Raw genomic sequence first — 16,746 nt, forward strand, 5'->3', positions numbered from 1 at the left:
ATGTCTGCGGTGCACGATACGATTAAGCCATGTCGAATCAGCCTGAAGCACTACTGGGAAGACGAGTGGCCCGTGTGCTCGTCGATACCGCGGTGCCTCACCTAGACAGGCTCTTCGACTACGAGGCTACAGGCCAGCCGGTCCAGGTAGGCTCACTCGTGCGGGTGAAGCTCGCAGGGCGAAGAATGAATGGTTTCGTCCTTGAAGTCGGCGAAGATTCTGACTTTAAGGGCAAACTTGCGCCTGTAGAGCGCGTGGTTTCCGCAATACCGCTAGTGGATCAGCAGATGATTACACTTGCTCAAGACCTCGCAAAACGCAATGCTACTGCTGTCTCTAAGGTTCTGACAGCCATGGTGCCAAGCAGGCACGCGGGGGCGGAGAAGGCGTTTATTTCCGGCTGGAGCAATGAAGTAGCTGATGTCAGTGAGCCCACGGGAGGCGAGTTTTCCTCGTCGTGGAGCTACTATGCGGGAGGCCATGCGTTTCTTGAGCATATTGGCAAGGGCGAATCTCCACGCGCTGTGTGGCTTACGTTGCCGAGGGTGTTCCCTGCGCGAATGGAGCATCACCCGCTGTTAGATCTTGTGGAGGCAACCGCGAGGTCTGGGCGGCGCACGCTGATTGTGGTGCCTACGGCTCGGGACGTGGATGCGATGGAAGCCGTTTTTGCGCAGACGCACTGGAGGGTTGTCTACCAGCGGGCATCTGATTCACAGTATAAGAAGTACCGTTCCTATCTGGAGATTAGAGCGGGCGAGGCCGACGTGGTGATCGGCACGAGGTCCACCGTTTATGCGCCCGTGCCTAATCTGGGTTTGATTAGTGTATGGGACGCGGGCGATGACAGGCTGACTGACCAACAGGCGCCGTACTTGTCGGCTCTCGAGATCGCGATGCGCAGAGCGCACTTGCAAGGATGCGCCCTGGTGAGTGCAGGTCCGTCGATTTCTGTACCAGAAGCACAACTGGTGCGCTCCGGTTGGGCAGCTCCGCTAGTTGCAGACCGAGAAGTTACCCGCTCTAAAACGGCAATCATTGAGGTACCAGACGAGTTTGATATGGAACGAGAAGGTCCTGCCGGCCACTCGCGGATTCCTCCCTCGGTACAAAGTTTCATTCGCACCTCATTGGACGTAGGTCCCGTGCTGGTGCACGTTCCAACCGGCGGATACGTGTCGGTCATCGCCTGTAGCCGTTGCGATCAAAGCGCACGGTGTAATGCTTGCCATGGGCCGCTACGGGCGTTCGCAAACGGGGGACTGTCCTGCATGTGGTGTAACCGTCCGCAGGTGGGTTGGAGATGCGTCAAGTGCGGTAGCTCAAGTTGGCGATCGGCCCGGGTGGGATCAGTGCGAACTGCCGAGGAATTCGGGCGTGCTTTCCCTCGGACCATTATCGAAATGTCCAGTGCAGATACGCCCGTTACCGAGTTTGCGAAGCCGAGCGGAATAGTAATCGCCACACCGGGCATGGAGCCCGTTACGCCCGGAGGGTATGCGGCCGTGGTTGCGCTAGACGCTTGGGCAATCCTGGGACGCCCGGAACTTTGGGCCCCCGCTGAAGCGATGCGCAGGTGGATGAACATTCATTCACTGGCTAGGCCAGGTGGCAAAATGATCGTGGTGGGCGTTCGTGATCCGATGATTCGTGGCTCGCTCGTGCGCCGCGATCCTCTTGGATTCGCAATGCAGTTGCTGGATGAACGTGAACTGCTCGGTTTTTTCCCCGCTGTATGCATGGTTGCAATCGATGGAGACAGGAAGAACGTTGCTTCTTTTATTGAGGAAGTAAACGTGCCCGGTAGGTGCCAGCTCGTTGGAGTGGCGGCCAGGGAGGGACGTGACCTGCAAAAAACATACGGCCGCGATCAAAGCCGCGCCATTTACAGGTGCCCGTGGGATGCAACGCCAACCTTCATTGAGTCGGTGAAAGCTACTCAAGTTGCAAGAAGCATGGGCCGTAAAGGCGCGGTAAGCGTTCATGTGAACCCCGCGAGCCTTCTTTAATATGCGCCAGACAGATTCAAAGACCAATCAAGATAGACTATTAGAGTGAAGATCCTTTTTGCTGGCACTCCAGAAGTTGCAATCCCAACGCTTGCGGCCTTGACCAAGTCCAATCATGAGGTTGTGGGTGTACTAACTCGTTCGCCCGCTCGGCGAGGTCGTGGCCGAACTCTCTACCCGTCAGAAGTGGGAGAGTGGGCCAGTGAGAATGGCCTCCACGTCATTGAGGCGGATTCGTTCAAAGACCCGCAGGTTTTGGAGCAAGTGCAAAAAACCGGAGCTCAGCTCGGCGTTGTTGTGGCCTACGGAGCGATTATTCCCAAAACCGCTTTGGAAGGCCTCGACCACGGTTGGATTAACCTGCACTTTTCGGCTTTGCCACGCTGGCGTGGGGCCGCGCCGGTTCAACGCGCTATCGAGGCGGGCGATACGGTTACTGCCGTTGACGTCTTCCAGCTGGAAGAAGGGCTGGATACCGGACCGGTGTACTCAACTCGACCGGTAGAAATTGACCCCGATATTAGTGGCGGCGAGCTACTTGCCGAACTAGCCCAGATTGGGGCTAAAGACGTTGTGGACGTGGTTGATTCCATCGAAATGGGCGTTGCGAACCCGCGGCTGCAAAACGAGAGCGGAGAAACCTACGCCCACCGTATTACCCGTGACGATTTGCCAATCGACTTCACTAAGCCTGCACTGCAGGTACACAATCAGGTGCGCGCATTCGCGCCCGCTCCCGGTGCCTACGCGATGCTTCCTGACGGGAAGCGACTAAAAATTCTAGCAACGAAAGTGACGGATCAGCCAGGTGGAAAACCAGGCGAGCTACGTATAGAAAAGAACGCTGTATTTGTCGCCGCGGCAGATGTATGGCTGGAACTGATTGCCGTGGCGCCGGCTGGTAAATCGCACATGGCAGCAGCTGATTGGGCCAGGGGAGCCAGGTTAGAGCCAGCCGCGATCTTGAAGGGCAAGGAGAACTGATGGAATATCGCCGAGACAACAGACCTCCTCGGGCGCGTCGCCCCCGCGGCGTAGAAGATTCGCGCCGAGTTGCCTACGAGGCGCTGCTCAAAATTGAAACTGAAGGTGCTTACGCAAACCTGGTGTTGCCGCCCATGCTCACCAAAGCTCGGCTATCGCCGCGTGACGCGGGTATGACAACCGAGCTGGTTTACGGCACGCTTCGATACCGTGATCGCATTGACTGGGTGCTAAGCCAATGTATGAACCGCAAGATCGCGGATGTTGATCCAGAGGTCCGCGCTATTTTGCGGATGACAGCCCACCAGATCCTACATATGCGCGTACCTGACCACGCTTCGGTTGCCCAGGCGGTAGAACTTGCAAAACAGGTAAGCGAGAGGGGCAGCGAGAAGTTTGTAAACGGTGTGGCGCGCTCCGTGGCGGAACATTCACCAGCCGAGTGGGAGAAGCGGATGCAGCGCATCGAGAACGACGCCGAGCGCCTCTCTATCATCTACTCGCACCCCCAGTGGATTATTCGCGCCCTGGCCAGTGCTTTGCAAGCGCACGGACGCGACCCGCGTGAACTCGAAGACCTACTGGCGGTAGATAACGTGAATCCTTCCGTCACGCTGTGTGCCCGCCCGGGCTTGATTCTGCCGATCGATCTGGCCGAGGACGTGGAATATTTCTTAAAGACCAGCGCGCGCCCGGGTGACTACTCCGAATGGGCGGTGGTCATTGGGGGAGGGGACCCGGGGCGTCTGCCAGAGATTCGCGATGGGCGCGCAGCGGTGCAGGACGAGGGCTCACAGCTTGTGGCTACGGCTTTCGCCGAAACCGAGGTGCAAAACGACGACGTGCGATGGCTCGACATGTGTGCTGGCCCCGGAGGGAAGGCAGGCCTAGTTGGCGCAATCGCGGATGCCAGGGGAGCACACCTTGTAGCCAACGAGGTGTCAGAACATCGCGCGAAGCTTGTTGAAGCTACAACGCGTCAGCTCACTGGGATTACTGTACAGGTGGGCGACGGGCGAGACCTGGGCGGTGAGAAGTTTGATCGCATTATCTTGGACGCTCCGTGCACGGGCCTGGGCGCTCTTCGCCGGCGTGCAGAATCGCGTTGGCGCAAGCAGATTACCGACGTTGCAGACCTCGTTAAACTTCAGGCCGAGCTAATCGATTCTGGTCTTGACGCGTTGAATGTTGGCGGCGTGCTCGCATATATCACCTGCTCGCCTCACAAACAAGAAACTATTGACCAGATGGAACGCATTAAAGGCCGAGACGAGTTTGAATTCCTTTCCGCTGCCTCGGCAATTGACCAAATCTCAATGACTGAAATTGAACTAACCCCCGTGAAAATGGGTGAGGGAGACGTCGTGCAGCTATGGCCGCACGTGCATGGCACGGACGCCATGTTCCTTGCCCTTATCAAGAGAATTAGGTGAGAAGAATGAAACCAACTATCAGCCCCTCGATCCTTAACTGCGATATTGCAGACCTTGCCGGAGAGTTGCACAAGATTCGCAACGCAGACTTCGCGCACGTGGACATCATGGACAACCACTTCGTGCCAAACCTTACGTGGGGTCTGCCCGTTGTGGAGGCCGTGATTGCTAAGGACATCATGCCGGTGGACTGCCACCTGATGATTGAAGACCCGGACCGTTGGGCGCCCGCATATGCCGAGGCAGGTGCGGCCTCAGTGACCTTCCACGCCGAAGCCGCCAAAGCACCGCTGCGCCTGGCAAATGAGATCCACAAGCAGGGTGCCAAAGTCGGATTGGGTTTAAAACCAACCACGGACATCCACGACTACGTGGATCTCTTGCCTTCATTCGACATGATTCTAGTTATGACGGTAGAGCCTGGTTTCGGCGGGCAACCGTTCTTGCATTCGCAGATGAAGAAGATCGGCCGTGTACGCGAAGCTGCGAAGCAGGCTGGCGTAGAAATCGCGATCCAGGTGGACGGCGGCGTGAACCGCGAGACCATTCAGATTGCCGCCGAGGCTGGAGCTGACGTTTTCGTTGCAGGCTCGGCAGTATTCCGCGCGGAAGATGCGTACCAGGAGGTCGAGCAGCTTCGCCGGATTGCGTCCGAGGCTATGCACGCTCACTGAGAAAATGTGCTGGGCAAGTATTTTTTGTGCTTGCCGTGTAGTATTGGGGTGTGCTCCGGGGTCGGTGTAATTCCGAGCCGGCGGTTAAAGTCCGCGAGCCGCTTCGGCGGTTGAGCTGGTGAAACTCCAGCACCGACGGTTAAAGTCCGGATGGGAGGAGCTCGCTTATTTTAAGCTGGCTTGTGCCTTGTCTGCCCGGACGAGTTAATCAAGGAACGGACAAGATAGCGTGTCAACCCGGCCAGCCCGCAGACGCCCAGCGGTGCTCACTTTTGGAGCTCCCCTGGTGTTTGGGCTCTTCTTGCTCCTTTGCTGGTGGCTGATCACCATTCAAGAGGGCACCCCGAGCTGGATGCTTCCCAGCCCGGCCGAGTTCGCTACGCGTCTTATCTCATCACTGTCTAGCACCGCCTTGTGGCAGGCGCTTTGGGTCACGTTGAAAGAAGCCGCACTCGGCTCATTTTTCGGCGCCCTCATTGCGCTTCCCATGGCTTACCTGATTTACAGGTCCCAGGTGTTTTCAGCTGCGGTGGAACCATTCCTCGGCGCTACGCAGGCGATCCCCGCGATCGCGCTAGCTCCGCTACTCGTCCTCTGGGTCGGTTACGGCACGAGCGCCATCGTTGCACTGTGCACGCTGATGGTTTTCTTCCCCATTTTGGTCTCGACCACGGTCGGACTGCGCCACCTTGACGTGGAAGTCATGGAGGCCGCCAGACTTGACGGAGCATCCGGGCTTACTCTACTGCTCTACATGGAAATCCCCCTCGCCCTACCTTCAATCCTGGCTGGTCTGCGCAATGGTTTCACCCTGTCGGTGACCGGCGCTGTCGTTGGAGAGATGGTTATGGGAGGGGCCGGACTTGGAACGGTCCTCACCGTGCAACGTAACAGTTTAGATACCAGCGGAATGTTTGTGACTATCTCACTTCTGTGCGTAATGGCGATGACGGTTTATTCCTTGATTTACACGGTGGAGCGCAAATCGAAGCTCGTTAATACATCTCGTCGATAGTCTTGGAGAGGAAAATAATGTTTTTGAAGCGGCTTGCACTACCAGCGTTGGCACTTAGTGCGCTCGTTCTTGCCGGGTGTTCGTCGCCCGCTGAAGGTCCGGCGCAGGCTCCAATTGAGGGCAGTGAGAATACCGCCAGCCCCGTCACGTTGGGCCTTACCTACATCCCAAACGTCCAATTCGCTCCCGCATACGTAGGCGTTGAAGAAGGATATTTTGCCGGCGAGGGCGCCGATGTGACGATCCGCCACCACGGATCTGACGAGGGCTTGTTCACCGCCCTCTTTGCAGGTGAAGAGGACATGGTAGTGGCCACTGGTGATGAGATGGCTATTGCGAGGTCACAGGGTATGGACCTGGTATCTGTGGGCCAGTATTACGCGAAGTACCCGGTTGTAGTGATCGTCAAGGAAGACTCGGATATTAAGACCTTCGAGGACCTGCGCGGGCGTAAGGTTGGCCTGCCGGGAGAGTTCGGTTCCAACTGGTACGGCCTGCTGTCTGCCCTGGCCGCGCACAACATGAGTGTGAACGATATTGAGCTGACCTCGATTGGTTTCACCCAGCTCGCTGCTCTCCAGGCAGGAGAGGTAGAGGCTGTTGTGGGCTTCACTAATAACGATACGGTCCAGTTTGGGCTTGCGAATGTGGGTGTGCGTGAGCTTGAGATGTCGCCAGAAGGCGGGCTACCGCTTATCGGTGCGAACGTTGTCACGACCTCGAAGTTTGCTAGTGAGAATCCCGACTTAGTGAAGGCGGTTCTGGAAGGCCTTCGCCACGCTAAGCAGCTGTGTGTTGATGATCCGGATAAAGCTGTTGAAGTGACCAAGGGGTACGATCCGAATCTGTCTGCTCCCGGTGCAACGGACGCAGCGAAGGCAACCCTCGTCGCTACCAATAAGTTGTTCGAAAAGGACGGCGAAGTGACGATGCGTCAGGATCTGGACACGTGGGCGGCCATGCTGGACTTCTTGGCAACGCAGGATGGCTTGCTAGCATCTGACGTTAAACTCGATGAAACGGTGACTAACGACTTCGTTAAGTAATTGGCTCAGTGTTCTACTGGTGGGCGCGGACTCGTTCCGCGCCCACTTTTCGTTATCATCAATTTCATGAAGACATTTGAGGAACTTTTCAACGAACTATCAACCAAAGCGGTAACGAGGCCGGAAGGCTCGGGAACGGTTGCGGAGCTTGATGCGGGTGTCCATGCGATCGGGAAGAAGATAGTTGAGGAGGCAGCCGAGGTGTGGATGGCCTGCGAGTACGAGTCGGATGACGACGCCGCGCTTGAGATTTCGCAACTGCTCTACCACACGCAGGTGATGATGGTTAAAAAAGGTATTTCCCTAGAAGATATTTATAGGAAGCTCTAATGCTAAGAATTGCTGTTCCCAATAAGGGCTCACTTCACGAAGCGGCAGTAGAGATGCTGCGCGAATCTGGCTACAAGGTAAATCGCAGAGGCAAGGAACTGGTGCTCGTTGATAATCTCAACGACGTCGAACTGTTCCTGCTACGTCCGCGTGATATTGCTGTTTACGTGGGTAAAGGCACGATTCAGGTTGGTATTACCGGACGTGACCTCCTGCTTGACTCCGGTGCGCCTGCAGTCGAGTTCCAACAGCTTGGTTTTGCCAAGTCAAAGTTCCGTTTTGCGGCTCCTGCGGGCAAAATGAGCGAGCTGCGTGACATCGAGGGTAAACGCGTGGCGTCCTCGTATGACCATCTTGTGAAGCGGTTCTTGGAAAAAGAGGGCGTTGACGCCGAGGTCGTGCACTTAGATGGAGCAGTAGAATCCTCCATTCAGCTGGGCGTTGCGGACGTGATTGCCGATGTTGTAGAAACGGGCTCAACGCTGAGAGCCGCGGGATTGGAAGTGTTTGGTCCAATCCTGCTGCAGTCCGAGGCCATCTTGATCGGGCGTGAGGAATACCGCGACGATGCGCAGGTAAAGGTCCTTCAGCGCCGCCTGGATGGCGTGATGCGTGCCCACGCAAACGTGCTGGTCGATTACAACGTGCATGAGCGGGACATGGCTGCGGCAGTTGCGGTGGCGCCAGGTTTTGAATCGCCTACGATCTCGCCACTTGCTAACTCGAGCTGGTTGGCGGTTCGCGTGGTGGTTCCACGCGGCGACATTAACCGCGTGATGGATGAGCTCTATGATGCGGGTGCCCGCGGCATCCTGGTTACAGAGCTTTCGGCCTCGCGGCTGTAAGGGTAGCGAACCTAGTTGTCCCGGTTGCCGCGCAGAGTAGCCGCGTAGATTCCGGCGGCGCTGGCTGCCGCGAATGCGAGCGCGTCCTCGCTCAGTCCTCGACCCATCGTTCGAAGTGGAACAGTTGCGTGTTTGAGACAGGCGAGGGCGCTCTTGCTGCTCACGCGGTGCACGGTGTGACGCTGCGCGAGCGCTAGGGCCCCATTCTCGAGTGCGGTTTTCGCGGCCTCGGCTAGACTTAGAGAGTTGCTATCCACGATGGGCACGTCAAGTTGAATGAGCACGAGCTGGTTCAGTACTGAGAGCGTGTGGTGGGAGATACCCAGGTGTTTTGGGCGCGGATCTGCCTGCGAGGCGCGCACAACGGGAATGGGTTTGCCGCCAAGAGCGTGAGCCACGTGGAGGGCTTGGGCGGTGGCCGTGCCAGAAAAGCCCCAGCGGGTCGCAGTGCCGAGATTGCCGGGGCCTTGCGCCACCACTATGTAGTCGGCCTTCGCGACGTGGCGGGCGGCTAGGAGTGCCGATGGCATGGAGGCAGCCTCTAGGTCGCCTCCAAAGCTTTGGCCGCTGGTGATAGTGCAGTCTAGGTCTGCGCATTCCCTCATTTTTGCGATGCTCATGGAGAAAGCGAGGGGGAGAGCGGCTGTGTCATCCCAGACGTATGCGATGCGCGCGGTAGGATCTTGGCTGCGAATTCCAGCCACTACGGCAGGAACAGCCGAATGCAGGTCCGCTACAAGTACCGCAGCTCCTTCAAGGCAGGTGGCCTCAGCCATGATCTGGTGGTGCGGGGAGTCCGGTTCTTCAACACTTTGCACGACGTGTTGGTGGGGCATGTAGCGGGCCTTCACGATGTGACCGGCCGCCGGCAAGGAGTCAGCGGGCAGCCGAGAGCCAGATAAGACAGTGGCATAGCCTCCCGTGCCAAGGTTCTTTGCCAGTGCGGAGCAGTCGATCCGAATGTTATCGCCTACACCGATTTGTCCAACCAGCTCAGTAAGGGCGATGGCGCGGACGGTTTTGCCAGGCATAAAGCATGTAGCGCCTTCGGGCGCAGCCGTGATTCGTGCGTCGAGTTCGGTTGCGCGGCCCCAGGATCGCGCGAGTTTCAAGACCTTGGCATTTCGTTGCAACACACGCCTAGCATAGCGGTTAGGGTGAGAGCATGATTGTTGATACGTCGCGAGGACAGCGCCTTTTGGGCTTAGTTTTGGCTTTGGCTAAGCGTGAGCTCGGGCTGACCGCAACCCAGATTTTCGATCTCGTTCCGGGCTATGAGGTGCAGGGCCCGGCTCGTGAACGCCGGTTTACTCGTGACAAGGCTGATTTGAAGGATATGGGTTTCAACCTCAAAACCGTTGTGAATCACGAGGGTGATGAGATCTATATTCTTGAAAAGGGCACGGGTATAGAAGCTGATTTGACGCCTGCAGAAGAGCTTCTGGTCCACGCAGCCGGGGGACTTTGGTCAAAAGATAGAGAGCCAGACTTCTACGCTCGGCTGCACGCGATCTTGAATAATCCGGGAACCATGCCGCAAACCAGTTTAAGTGGACTGCGGGCTGTGGCTGCCTTCGCGCGGGCAGTGACCGAGGGAAAACCGGTGGTTTTCACCTACAACAAGGCATATAGCGAGTCGCTAAGACGAACGGTTGAGCCGTGGTACTTGTTCCTCCAGGACGGCAACCTGTACATGTGCGGATTTGATCGCGAGCGGCAGGAAAAGCGCACTTTTAGGCTCTCTCGTGTCGACGAGGAAAACATTGAGATTCTGGATGAACCCATCACTACTGCCCCTTCACCAGATGACGACCGCGGCCTGTTCCTTATTACGCCACAACTTGCGATTAAAGAGGGGGAGGCTTTACTGACTAGGCAGCACACTAGTCTTACCGATGTGCAGGCTCCGCAGGGCTGGGAGATTCATGAGGGCAGAGCCGGTTCCCTCGGGGTCTGGTTAGAGCGTCTATTGGGCGAGATCGACAATATCGTGGTGCTTGGGCCGCCAGCATTGGTGAGCGCCGTGGACTGCAGGATCGACGCATTGGGGGAGTAATGGCTAATCCAAACAAAGACACGCTCATATTTACGATCCTTGCCTGGTTACAAGAGGTCGGTGGCGCAGAGGTAAGTGAAATTGCGGCTCGCTTTGGAGTGAGCGAAAGTTCAGTCCGCGCTGCGGTAGTGACCCTGGGAGAGGCCTGGTTTGGCGATGGAGCGCCGGATCAAGACCTCGGCTTGGATTGGTTTATGTTTGAAGAGAACAACTACGTCACTTTCCAAGACATGAACCGGGTGAGTGAAAAAATTGGGCTGTCCGATGATGAAACAATTGGTTTGGTAACCGGCCTCATTTTCTTGTCTTATTTGCTTCCCGTGGACATGCGAGAGACTGCGTTTAGTGCAGCGCTTAAGCTTTTGGCCCCGCGCGGCCTTAAACTGGACTTTTCTAAGCTTGTTTCGTTTGAGGACGAGCAGGTTGCGCAGCATCGTCAGGTGGTCCAGTTCGCGATTGGGCAAAACACTTCAGTGCAGTTTAAGTATGTGAGCAACGCTAATCATGTTAGTGAGCGCAGTGTTTACCCGCTGGGTTTGCGCCAGGCTGGGCCTCACTGGATTGTGGAAGCTATCGATTTAGATAAGGGAGAAAAGCGGGCGTTTCGCTTAGACCGGATGGAAAACATTCGGACGGGCACGAAGGTAGCTCCTGCAGATGCGGGCGGGCAGGATCGGGGTAAGAAGGTTTGGATGTTCATCGAGCCGCGGGGCAAGTCTGCTGTAGAGGCGAATGCGACGATTAAGCGTTACAACCGGTTGATGCGCGCAGTGTTCGAAGTGTTTGACGAGCAGTGGATGGCAACTCAGATGCTGATGGCGGGCCCGTGGATACAAGATACGAACCGTCCTGACATTTTGGAGGCGGCGAAAGAGCGGGCTCGAAAGGCGCGGGCGAACCGGGACTTCTTTCGCGGTGAATGGAATCAGTAAAGTAGAATGAAATTGGTATTTCGCATTTTGGAGGAAACATGGGCGCATTTAAACCCTCGCACATCATTGTGCTCCTGATTATTTTGATCATCGTTTTTGGTGCGTCAAAGCTACCGGAGATTGCAAAGAACCTCGGTAAGTCCGCGAAGGTTTTGAAGAAGGAAATGAAAGAGCTCACGGACGAAGAGCAACCTTCAACAAAGCCTTCCGACTCGGATGAAGAAGGCAAATAGCACTACAGGTTATGGCCAAGCTGATGAAACGTGATCCCGAGGGGCGAATGCCCCTCGTTGATCATTTAAGGGAAGCTCGGCGCCGCCTTATATACATCCTTCTGGGTATTTCGGTGGGGGCGGTGGCCGGCTGGTTCCTCTACCCCTACATTTTTGACTATATGTCGCAGCCCTTGCGTGATCTGCGTGCCCGTGGTGTGAGCGCGGATCTCAACTTCGAGACGGTCTCGGCCGCTTTTGATTTGAAGCTGAAAATATCGCTGTTTGCGGGCTTCGTACTCACAACGCCGTGGTGGGTTTACCAGATCTGGGCCTACATCGCACCCGCATTGAAGAGACGGGAAAAGATTTACGCGGTGATATTCACGATCGCGGGCGCCATCCTGTTCGCTGCGGGCGCAGGTTTTGGCATCTGGATCATGCCGCATGCGGTTAATATCCTCACATCGTTTGCGCCAAACTCTGCGGTTATGCTTATGCGCTCCTCGATGTATTTCAGCTTCTACATGCGGCTCGTGATTGTGTTCGGCATATCGTTCCTGGTGCCCCTTGCGATGGTTGGTTTGAACCAGATGAACGTGCTACGTGCCTCTTCAATGTTGAAGGCATGGCGCTGGGCGGTAGTGTCTGCATTCGTGTTTACCGCGCTTGCTAACCCGCTACCGGACCCGTGGAACATGACGTTCCAGGCGCTGGCCATGCTGGCTCTGTACTTTGTAGCTGTGGGTATCTCCTATATTCATGATCGGCGCCATGATAGGAAGATGGCGAAGGAAGAGGCTGAACTTGATGCCGCTCTGGCGCGGCTAGGCGCGAAGGATGATAGCGCGGAATGAATCAGGAACCCTCCGCTGCCGAACGCTATCGGGCGGCGAAAAAACGAAACGAGTATGCGCGAACTGCGCGCGCCCAGTTTGCCAGTCAGTTTGATTTTGAGTTGGACGATTTTCAACGCGCCGCTCTAGAAGTTGTAGAGGAGGGGCGTAGCGTTCTTGTTGCGGCTCCAACGGGTTCAGGCAAGACCGTGGTGGGGGAGTTCGCCCTGCACATGGCACTGCGGCGGCAACAGCGCGCGTTCTACACAACGCCTATTAAGGCTCTGTCTAACCAGAAGTATCTCGAGTTGGTGGCCGAGCTTGGCAGTGAAAATGTTGGATTACTAACTGGCGACACTTCGCTTAATGCAGATGCTCCCGTGGTGGTTATGACCACCGAGGTTGCGCGCAACATGATCTATTCGGGCACAGACCTGACCGATCTTGGTGCGGTAGTGCTCGATGAGGTCCACTATCTGGCTGATCGTTTCCGCGGACCGGTGTGGGAAGAAGTAATCATTCATATGCCGAGCCATGTCCAAATCGTCGCTCTTTCGGCAACCGTGTCGAATGCGGAGGAGTTTGGCGCGTGGATAGATCAGGTGCGCGGTGGTTGTAGTGTGATCGTGTCTGAGGTGCGCCCCGTCCCGCTATACCAGCACATGATGGTAGAGCGTAAGCTTTACGACTTGTATCAGCCCACCCGTGAAGGTGGGCATGCGTTGCGCGGCAAGATCAACCCGCAATTACGTCACGCCATCGCAAGGTCGCAGGGCATTCAGTCGCGTTCACCACATGAGGCTGCCCGTGGCCTCGCTGGCGGGCGGCGAATGCGTAGAGCCGGTCGCAGAGCCAGCCGCGTTTCCAAGCCACAGATCGTGATTTCTCTTGAGCAGGCCCATCTGCTTCCCGCGATTTTCTTTATTTTTTCGCGCGCGGGATGCGAAGACGCTCTGGACGCGGTTTACAGCGCTGGGGTTAGTTTGACCAGCCGGCAGGAGGCGCAGGAAATCGCGGCAGTGGTGGATGAGGCTGTTTCCTCACTGTCGGCTGAGGACCTCGGCGTTTTGGGTATTGCGCGATGGTCTGCCGCGCTGGAGGCGGGTATTGCTGCCCATCATGCTGGAATGCTTCCCGTGATGAAGGAAACGGTTGAAAAACTATTTGCCGCTGGTCTGATAAAGGTTGTTTTTGCAACGGAAACGTTGGCGTTGGGCATAAACATGCCGGCGCGAACCGTGGTTCTTGATTCGCTCCGTAAGTTCAACGGCATTGCACACGTAGATCTTTCGCCGGGGGAGTACACGCAACTGACTGGCCGTGCGGGTAGGCGAGGTATCGATGTTGAGGGCCACGCGGTGGTGGTGTACGGCTCCGATATTGTGCCCGAGGAGGTCGCATCCCTTTCATCTAAGCGCTCGTTCCCTCTGATTTCTGCCTTCCGTCCCACTTACAACATGGTGGTTAACCTGGCGGCTGCGGGGACTTTGGTGCAGGCTCGCGAAGTTATGGACGAATCCTTCGCGCAATTCCAAGCGGACCGCAAACTGGTTGGGGTAGCACGTGACACGCGCCTAGCAAAAGAACGCATGAAAGAGCTTGACCATGGATTTGAGTGCGAGCTGGGCGATGCGCACTCCTACTTTATTGCGCGCGATGATCTGACCCGGTTGCAGAAGGACTCGGCGAAACTGCGGGTGGCAAACCAGTCGGCCGACACGGCTCGCGCAATCGCAAAACTGCGCGTGGGTGAAGTGGTAGCGCTACCGGGGCGCAAGCGAAATATTGACGCAATCGTTGTGCATGACCCGCGGCCCGGACGAAACGGGCCGTCCGTACAGGTCATCGGCGCGGATGGGCGCGTTCAGATCGTGACTGCGGATTCTTTTCCGCATGGCGTGTCGGTCCTTGGCCACATGCGGATTAAGAAGAATCATATTCGCCGGCCTTCACGTTTCAAGGCGGCAATTTCTTCCGAGCTTAGGGCCATGCGTAAAGCGGGCCGTCTCGCCGAGCCCAAACGTAAGAAGATGCCTATCCCGCGAGCGGTGCAAGCTGAGATTGACCGCCTGGAGAGTAAAGTGCGCAACCATCCGGTGCACTCTTGCCCGGATCGTGATGAACATGCCCGCGTAGCGAGGGCTTGGCTGAGCGCGCGCCGAGATTACCTGCGTCTGGCAGACAAGATCGAGGCAGATACCTCCTCACTGTCGGATAGGTTTGATCGGATCGTGGATGTTCTGGATCGAGTAGGCGCATTGCACGGGGAAGAGATTACTGAAGCTGGGCAGATTCTGCGTGGTATTTATGGCGAACACGATCTGGTTACGGCTTTGGCGATTCGCGCCGGGATATGGGATGAGCTAACTCCGGCGGAGTTGGCCGCAGCTGTCTCAACGTGCGTTTTTGAGCCGCGGAAAGACCACGATCCGGAGTCGGATATTCCCGGTGGCCCGTCCAGCGCTTTGGCCCGGGCGCTACGCGACTTGGAGCGGATTTTGAAAGATGTGAACAGGGCGGAAAACGACGCGCACGCGCCCACCACGGGACCGCTGGAGTACGGCATCATGCCGGCAATCTACTGGTGGGTGATGGGGGATGACCTCGCATCTGCTGTGCGCAGCGCGGATTTGCCGCCCGGGGACTGGGTGCGCTGGTGCCGCCAGGTGATCGATGCGCTTGGGCAGATTGCTTCGAGTGCTAGCGAACCATTGCGAACTAATGCGCATACGGCCGCCGACTCCATCCGGCGTTCGGTAGTTGCGTTGGCTGAGGGCTCTGCATGAGCGGATATCTTCCCAAACGTCGCCGCTTCCTCGACTACACACAAATCGTGGCCGCGGCTGGACTAATGTGGGCGGCATTTCCAGATCTTTCGTATTGGTTCTTGGTATTCCCGTCCATAATTCTCCTAGTTTCGGCGCTGGATAGGTCGAGGGCAGGCCGAGCCGCCTGGTACGGCTTTGTGTTTGGGCTGGGATTTTTCTTACCCCATATTTGGTGGGCTACGGTCTCGGTAGGAAGCTATTTGCCTTGGTTTGCTCTGGCAACAGTGCAGGCTCTGTTTCTGGCCGTATTCGGTCTCGCGGTGGCGTGTATACGTCAGATTAGCGTGTTGCAACGATCTGCCCTGCTGTATGCACTAGGCGTAGGCGTGCTCTGGGTGGCAGTCGAACAGTTACGTGGCCGTGTGCCATTTGGCGGTTTCCCCTGGGGCTACCTCGCGTATTCGCAGGTTGATGGGCCTATGCAAACGCTTGCCCCTTGGGGCTCGGAGGTCACAATCGGTCTCGTTATAGTGACCTCGTCAGTGTTGATTCGTCGCTCCATCTCTTTGGTGCCGGCACTAGACGCCAGGCCGCTTCAACGCGTGGGCGCGATAATTGTTGCTGCGTTGCTACTGGCATCACCCTTTGCGCTCTCCCTTGATGGAAGTGCGGAGGCGGGTACTCTGCGTGCAGGCGTGATCCAAGGCAATATTGAGTTGCCCGTGGATGCTACATTCAAGCAGTATTTGAAGGTCACGAAGAATCACGTGCAGACCACCGAGGAGGCTCTGTCTTCCGGTATGAATACGGACGTGATCTTGTGGGGCGAGAACTCGATGGACCGCGACCCGCGCAGCGATGCTAAAGCGAAGGCGATGCTGGACCGGCTGGCAAAGCGTGCCGGCGTACCCCTCGTTGTTGGTGTGGTGCGCTATGAAGACGAGGCTCGCTGGAACGAAGCCATGGTTTGGTATCCCGATGGTTCTGTAGGCGACATTTATACAAAGCAGCTGCCCGTACCTTTTGGGGAATACATTCCGATGCGCGAATACCTGTCGATCTTGTCAAAGGAGACCGCGAAGGTATCTACCGACATGCTCCCGGGCACGGACCCAGGCATCATGAACGTTGATTTGGCGGACCGCCAGCTCACGATGGGCGTTGGAATATGTTTCGAGGCCGCTTATGAACGCATTTTCAGTGAGGCCACGCAGCTCGGCGCGCAGCTGCTGTTTGTTCCTACAAACAACTCATCTTTTGGTTATACCCCAGAGTCCACGCAACAACTCCAGATGGTTAGATTGCGTGCTATGTCCATGTCCCGCACCGCCATGCAGGTTTCCACTAACGGAGTATCGGCTATCGTGCGACCCAACGGAACCGTGCTCAAAGTTACTGACCTTTACCACGCCGATTGGATTGCCCAGGACGTGCCCCTACGTACCAGCCTCACATTCAGTGCAAGGTGGGGCGAGTACCTGAATTATGCGGTTATGACACTGGGTGGACTCTTGATAATTGCGGGGTTTGTGCGAACTGTTTCCAGACGTGGGGAAATAAGGTACGCTCGTTAAGTTCAACAAATCGTAACCCGCTTGCAGTTGCG

At 56.6% G+C, this 16,746-nt stretch carries 15 protein-coding genes and 1 riboswitch; of the genes, 14 read left to right on the forward strand and 1 reads right to left on the reverse strand.

What is annotated here, in order from left to right; genetic code table 11:
- The first annotated feature begins 29 nt into the window (after nt 1-29).
- The 8 genes from HMPREF1628_RS02990 (at nt 30) to hisG (ending at nt 8,336) form a co-directional block, all read left to right on the forward strand.
- Nucleotides 30-2,009 carry a primosomal protein N' gene (locus tag HMPREF1628_RS02990; protein WP_156956853.1) on the forward strand — a complete coding sequence of 660 codons (1,980 nt, stop codon included), beginning with the start codon at nt 30-32 and terminating at the stop codon, nt 2,007-2,009.
- Between the two features lie 45 nt (nt 2,010-2,054).
- On the forward strand, nt 2,055-2,993 hold the full coding sequence (gene fmt / locus HMPREF1628_RS02995) for a methionyl-tRNA formyltransferase (RefSeq protein WP_034507690.1): 939 nt from the start codon (nt 2,055-2,057) through the stop codon (nt 2,991-2,993).
- Nucleotides 2,993-4,426, forward strand: coding sequence for a transcription antitermination factor NusB (locus HMPREF1628_RS03000; RefSeq protein ID WP_034507692.1), 1,434 nt, complete (start codon nt 2,993-2,995; stop codon nt 4,424-4,426). Before fmt ends, HMPREF1628_RS03000 begins: the two co-directional genes overlap by 1 nt.
- Before the next feature lie 5 nt (nt 4,427-4,431).
- A complete protein-coding gene (rpe, locus tag HMPREF1628_RS03005; protein WP_034507694.1) occupies nt 4,432-5,100 on the forward strand; it encodes a ribulose-phosphate 3-epimerase in 669 nt (222 codons plus the stop codon).
- A gap of 47 nt (nt 5,101-5,147) precedes the next feature.
- A riboswitch (FMN riboswitch) is annotated at nt 5,148-5,266 on the forward strand.
- A gap of 63 nt (nt 5,267-5,329) precedes the next feature.
- Entirely contained in the window at nt 5,330-6,115 is a 786-nt protein-coding gene (locus HMPREF1628_RS03010; protein ID WP_034507696.1) for an ABC transporter permease, read from the forward strand.
- A 17-nt stretch (nt 6,116-6,132) separates the two neighbouring features.
- Nucleotides 6,133-7,161: an ABC transporter substrate-binding protein gene (locus tag HMPREF1628_RS03015; protein ID WP_034507699.1), complete on the forward strand. Its 1,029-nt coding sequence runs from the start codon at nt 6,133-6,135 to the stop codon at nt 7,159-7,161.
- 66 nt (nt 7,162-7,227) lie between these two features.
- Nucleotides 7,228-7,491, forward strand: a complete 264-nt coding sequence (locus HMPREF1628_RS03020; RefSeq protein WP_034507902.1) for a phosphoribosyl-ATP diphosphatase — start codon at nt 7,228-7,230, stop codon at nt 7,489-7,491.
- Entirely contained in the window at nt 7,491-8,336 is an 846-nt protein-coding gene (hisG, locus tag HMPREF1628_RS03025) for an ATP phosphoribosyltransferase (RefSeq protein ID WP_034507701.1), read from the forward strand. Before HMPREF1628_RS03020 ends, hisG begins: the two co-directional genes overlap by 1 nt.
- An 11-nt stretch (nt 8,337-8,347) precedes the next feature.
- Here hisG and HMPREF1628_RS03030 read toward each other — a convergent pair whose 3' ends face one another.
- Nucleotides 8,348-9,472, reverse strand: a complete 1,125-nt coding sequence (locus HMPREF1628_RS03030; RefSeq protein ID WP_034507703.1) for a DUF3866 family protein — start codon at nt 9,470-9,472, stop codon at nt 8,348-8,350.
- Nucleotides 9,473-9,501: 29 nt separating this feature from the next.
- Here HMPREF1628_RS03030 and HMPREF1628_RS03035 point away from each other — a divergent pair, with 29 nt between their 5' ends.
- The 6 genes from HMPREF1628_RS03035 to lnt are packed head-to-tail and all read left to right on the forward strand — an operon-like array spanning nt 9,502 to nt 16,714.
- Nucleotides 9,502-10,392, forward strand: a complete 891-nt coding sequence (locus HMPREF1628_RS03035) for a helix-turn-helix transcriptional regulator (RefSeq protein ID WP_034507706.1) — start codon at nt 9,502-9,504, stop codon at nt 10,390-10,392.
- Complete coding sequence (locus HMPREF1628_RS03040) at nt 10,392-11,324, forward strand: helix-turn-helix transcriptional regulator (RefSeq protein ID WP_034507709.1); 933 nt, start codon at nt 10,392-10,394, stop codon at nt 11,322-11,324. Before HMPREF1628_RS03035 ends, HMPREF1628_RS03040 begins: the two co-directional genes overlap by 1 nt.
- Before the next feature lie 38 nt (nt 11,325-11,362).
- Nucleotides 11,363-11,557 carry a twin-arginine translocase TatA/TatE family subunit gene (gene tatA, locus HMPREF1628_RS03045; RefSeq protein ID WP_034507711.1) on the forward strand — a complete coding sequence of 65 codons (195 nt, stop codon included), beginning with the start codon at nt 11,363-11,365 and terminating at the stop codon, nt 11,555-11,557.
- 23 nt (nt 11,558-11,580) lie between these two features.
- Nucleotides 11,581-12,393 carry a twin-arginine translocase subunit TatC gene (tatC, locus tag HMPREF1628_RS03050; protein WP_232219364.1) on the forward strand — a complete coding sequence of 271 codons (813 nt, stop codon included), beginning with the start codon at nt 11,581-11,583 and terminating at the stop codon, nt 12,391-12,393.
- The gene (locus HMPREF1628_RS03055; RefSeq protein WP_034507716.1) at nt 12,390-15,158 is read left to right on the forward strand and encodes a DEAD/DEAH box helicase; all 2,769 of its coding nucleotides are present in this window, start codon (nt 12,390-12,392) and stop codon (nt 15,156-15,158) included. The genes tatC and HMPREF1628_RS03055 overlap by 4 nt, the downstream gene beginning before the upstream one ends.
- Nucleotides 15,155-16,714 (forward strand): apolipoprotein N-acyltransferase, encoded by a 1,560-nt coding sequence (lnt, locus tag HMPREF1628_RS03060; RefSeq protein ID WP_084703179.1) that lies wholly within the window; start codon nt 15,155-15,157, stop codon nt 16,712-16,714. The genes HMPREF1628_RS03055 and lnt overlap by 4 nt, the downstream gene beginning before the upstream one ends.
- The last annotated feature ends 32 nt before the right edge of the window (nt 16,715-16,746 follow it).

This window comes from Actinomyces sp. S4-C9, from assembly GCF_000758775.1.
In the GTDB taxonomy this organism is placed as follows: domain Bacteria; phylum Actinomycetota; class Actinomycetes; order Actinomycetales; family Actinomycetaceae; genus Gleimia; species Gleimia europaea.

Bases quoted from the DNA above. Each gene is read 5' to 3' on its own strand.
- HMPREF1628_RS02990 (WP_156956853.1), top strand. From the start codon at position 30: ATGTCGAATCAGCCTGAAGCACTACTGGGAAGACGAGTGGCCCGTGTG.
- HMPREF1628_RS03000 (WP_034507692.1), top strand. From the start codon at position 2,993: ATGGAATATCGCCGAGACAACAGACCTCCTCGGGCGCGTCGCCCCCGC.
- rpe (WP_034507694.1), top strand. From the start codon at position 4,432: ATGAAACCAACTATCAGCCCCTCGATCCTTAACTGCGATATTGCAGAC.
- HMPREF1628_RS03015 (WP_034507699.1), top strand. From the start codon at position 6,133: ATGTTTTTGAAGCGGCTTGCACTACCAGCGTTGGCACTTAGTGCGCTC.
- HMPREF1628_RS03020 (WP_034507902.1), top strand. From the start codon at position 7,228: ATGAAGACATTTGAGGAACTTTTCAACGAACTATCAACCAAAGCGGTA.
- hisG (WP_034507701.1), top strand. From the start codon at position 7,491: ATGCTAAGAATTGCTGTTCCCAATAAGGGCTCACTTCACGAAGCGGCA.
- HMPREF1628_RS03035 (WP_034507706.1), top strand. From the start codon at position 9,502: ATGATTGTTGATACGTCGCGAGGACAGCGCCTTTTGGGCTTAGTTTTG.
- HMPREF1628_RS03040 (WP_034507709.1), top strand. From the start codon at position 10,392: ATGGCTAATCCAAACAAAGACACGCTCATATTTACGATCCTTGCCTGG.
- tatA (WP_034507711.1), top strand. From the start codon at position 11,363: ATGGGCGCATTTAAACCCTCGCACATCATTGTGCTCCTGATTATTTTG.
- tatC (WP_232219364.1), top strand. From the start codon at position 11,581: ATGAAACGTGATCCCGAGGGGCGAATGCCCCTCGTTGATCATTTAAGG.
- HMPREF1628_RS03055 (WP_034507716.1), top strand. From the start codon at position 12,390: ATGAATCAGGAACCCTCCGCTGCCGAACGCTATCGGGCGGCGAAAAAA.
- lnt (WP_084703179.1), top strand. From the start codon at position 15,155: ATGAGCGGATATCTTCCCAAACGTCGCCGCTTCCTCGACTACACACAA.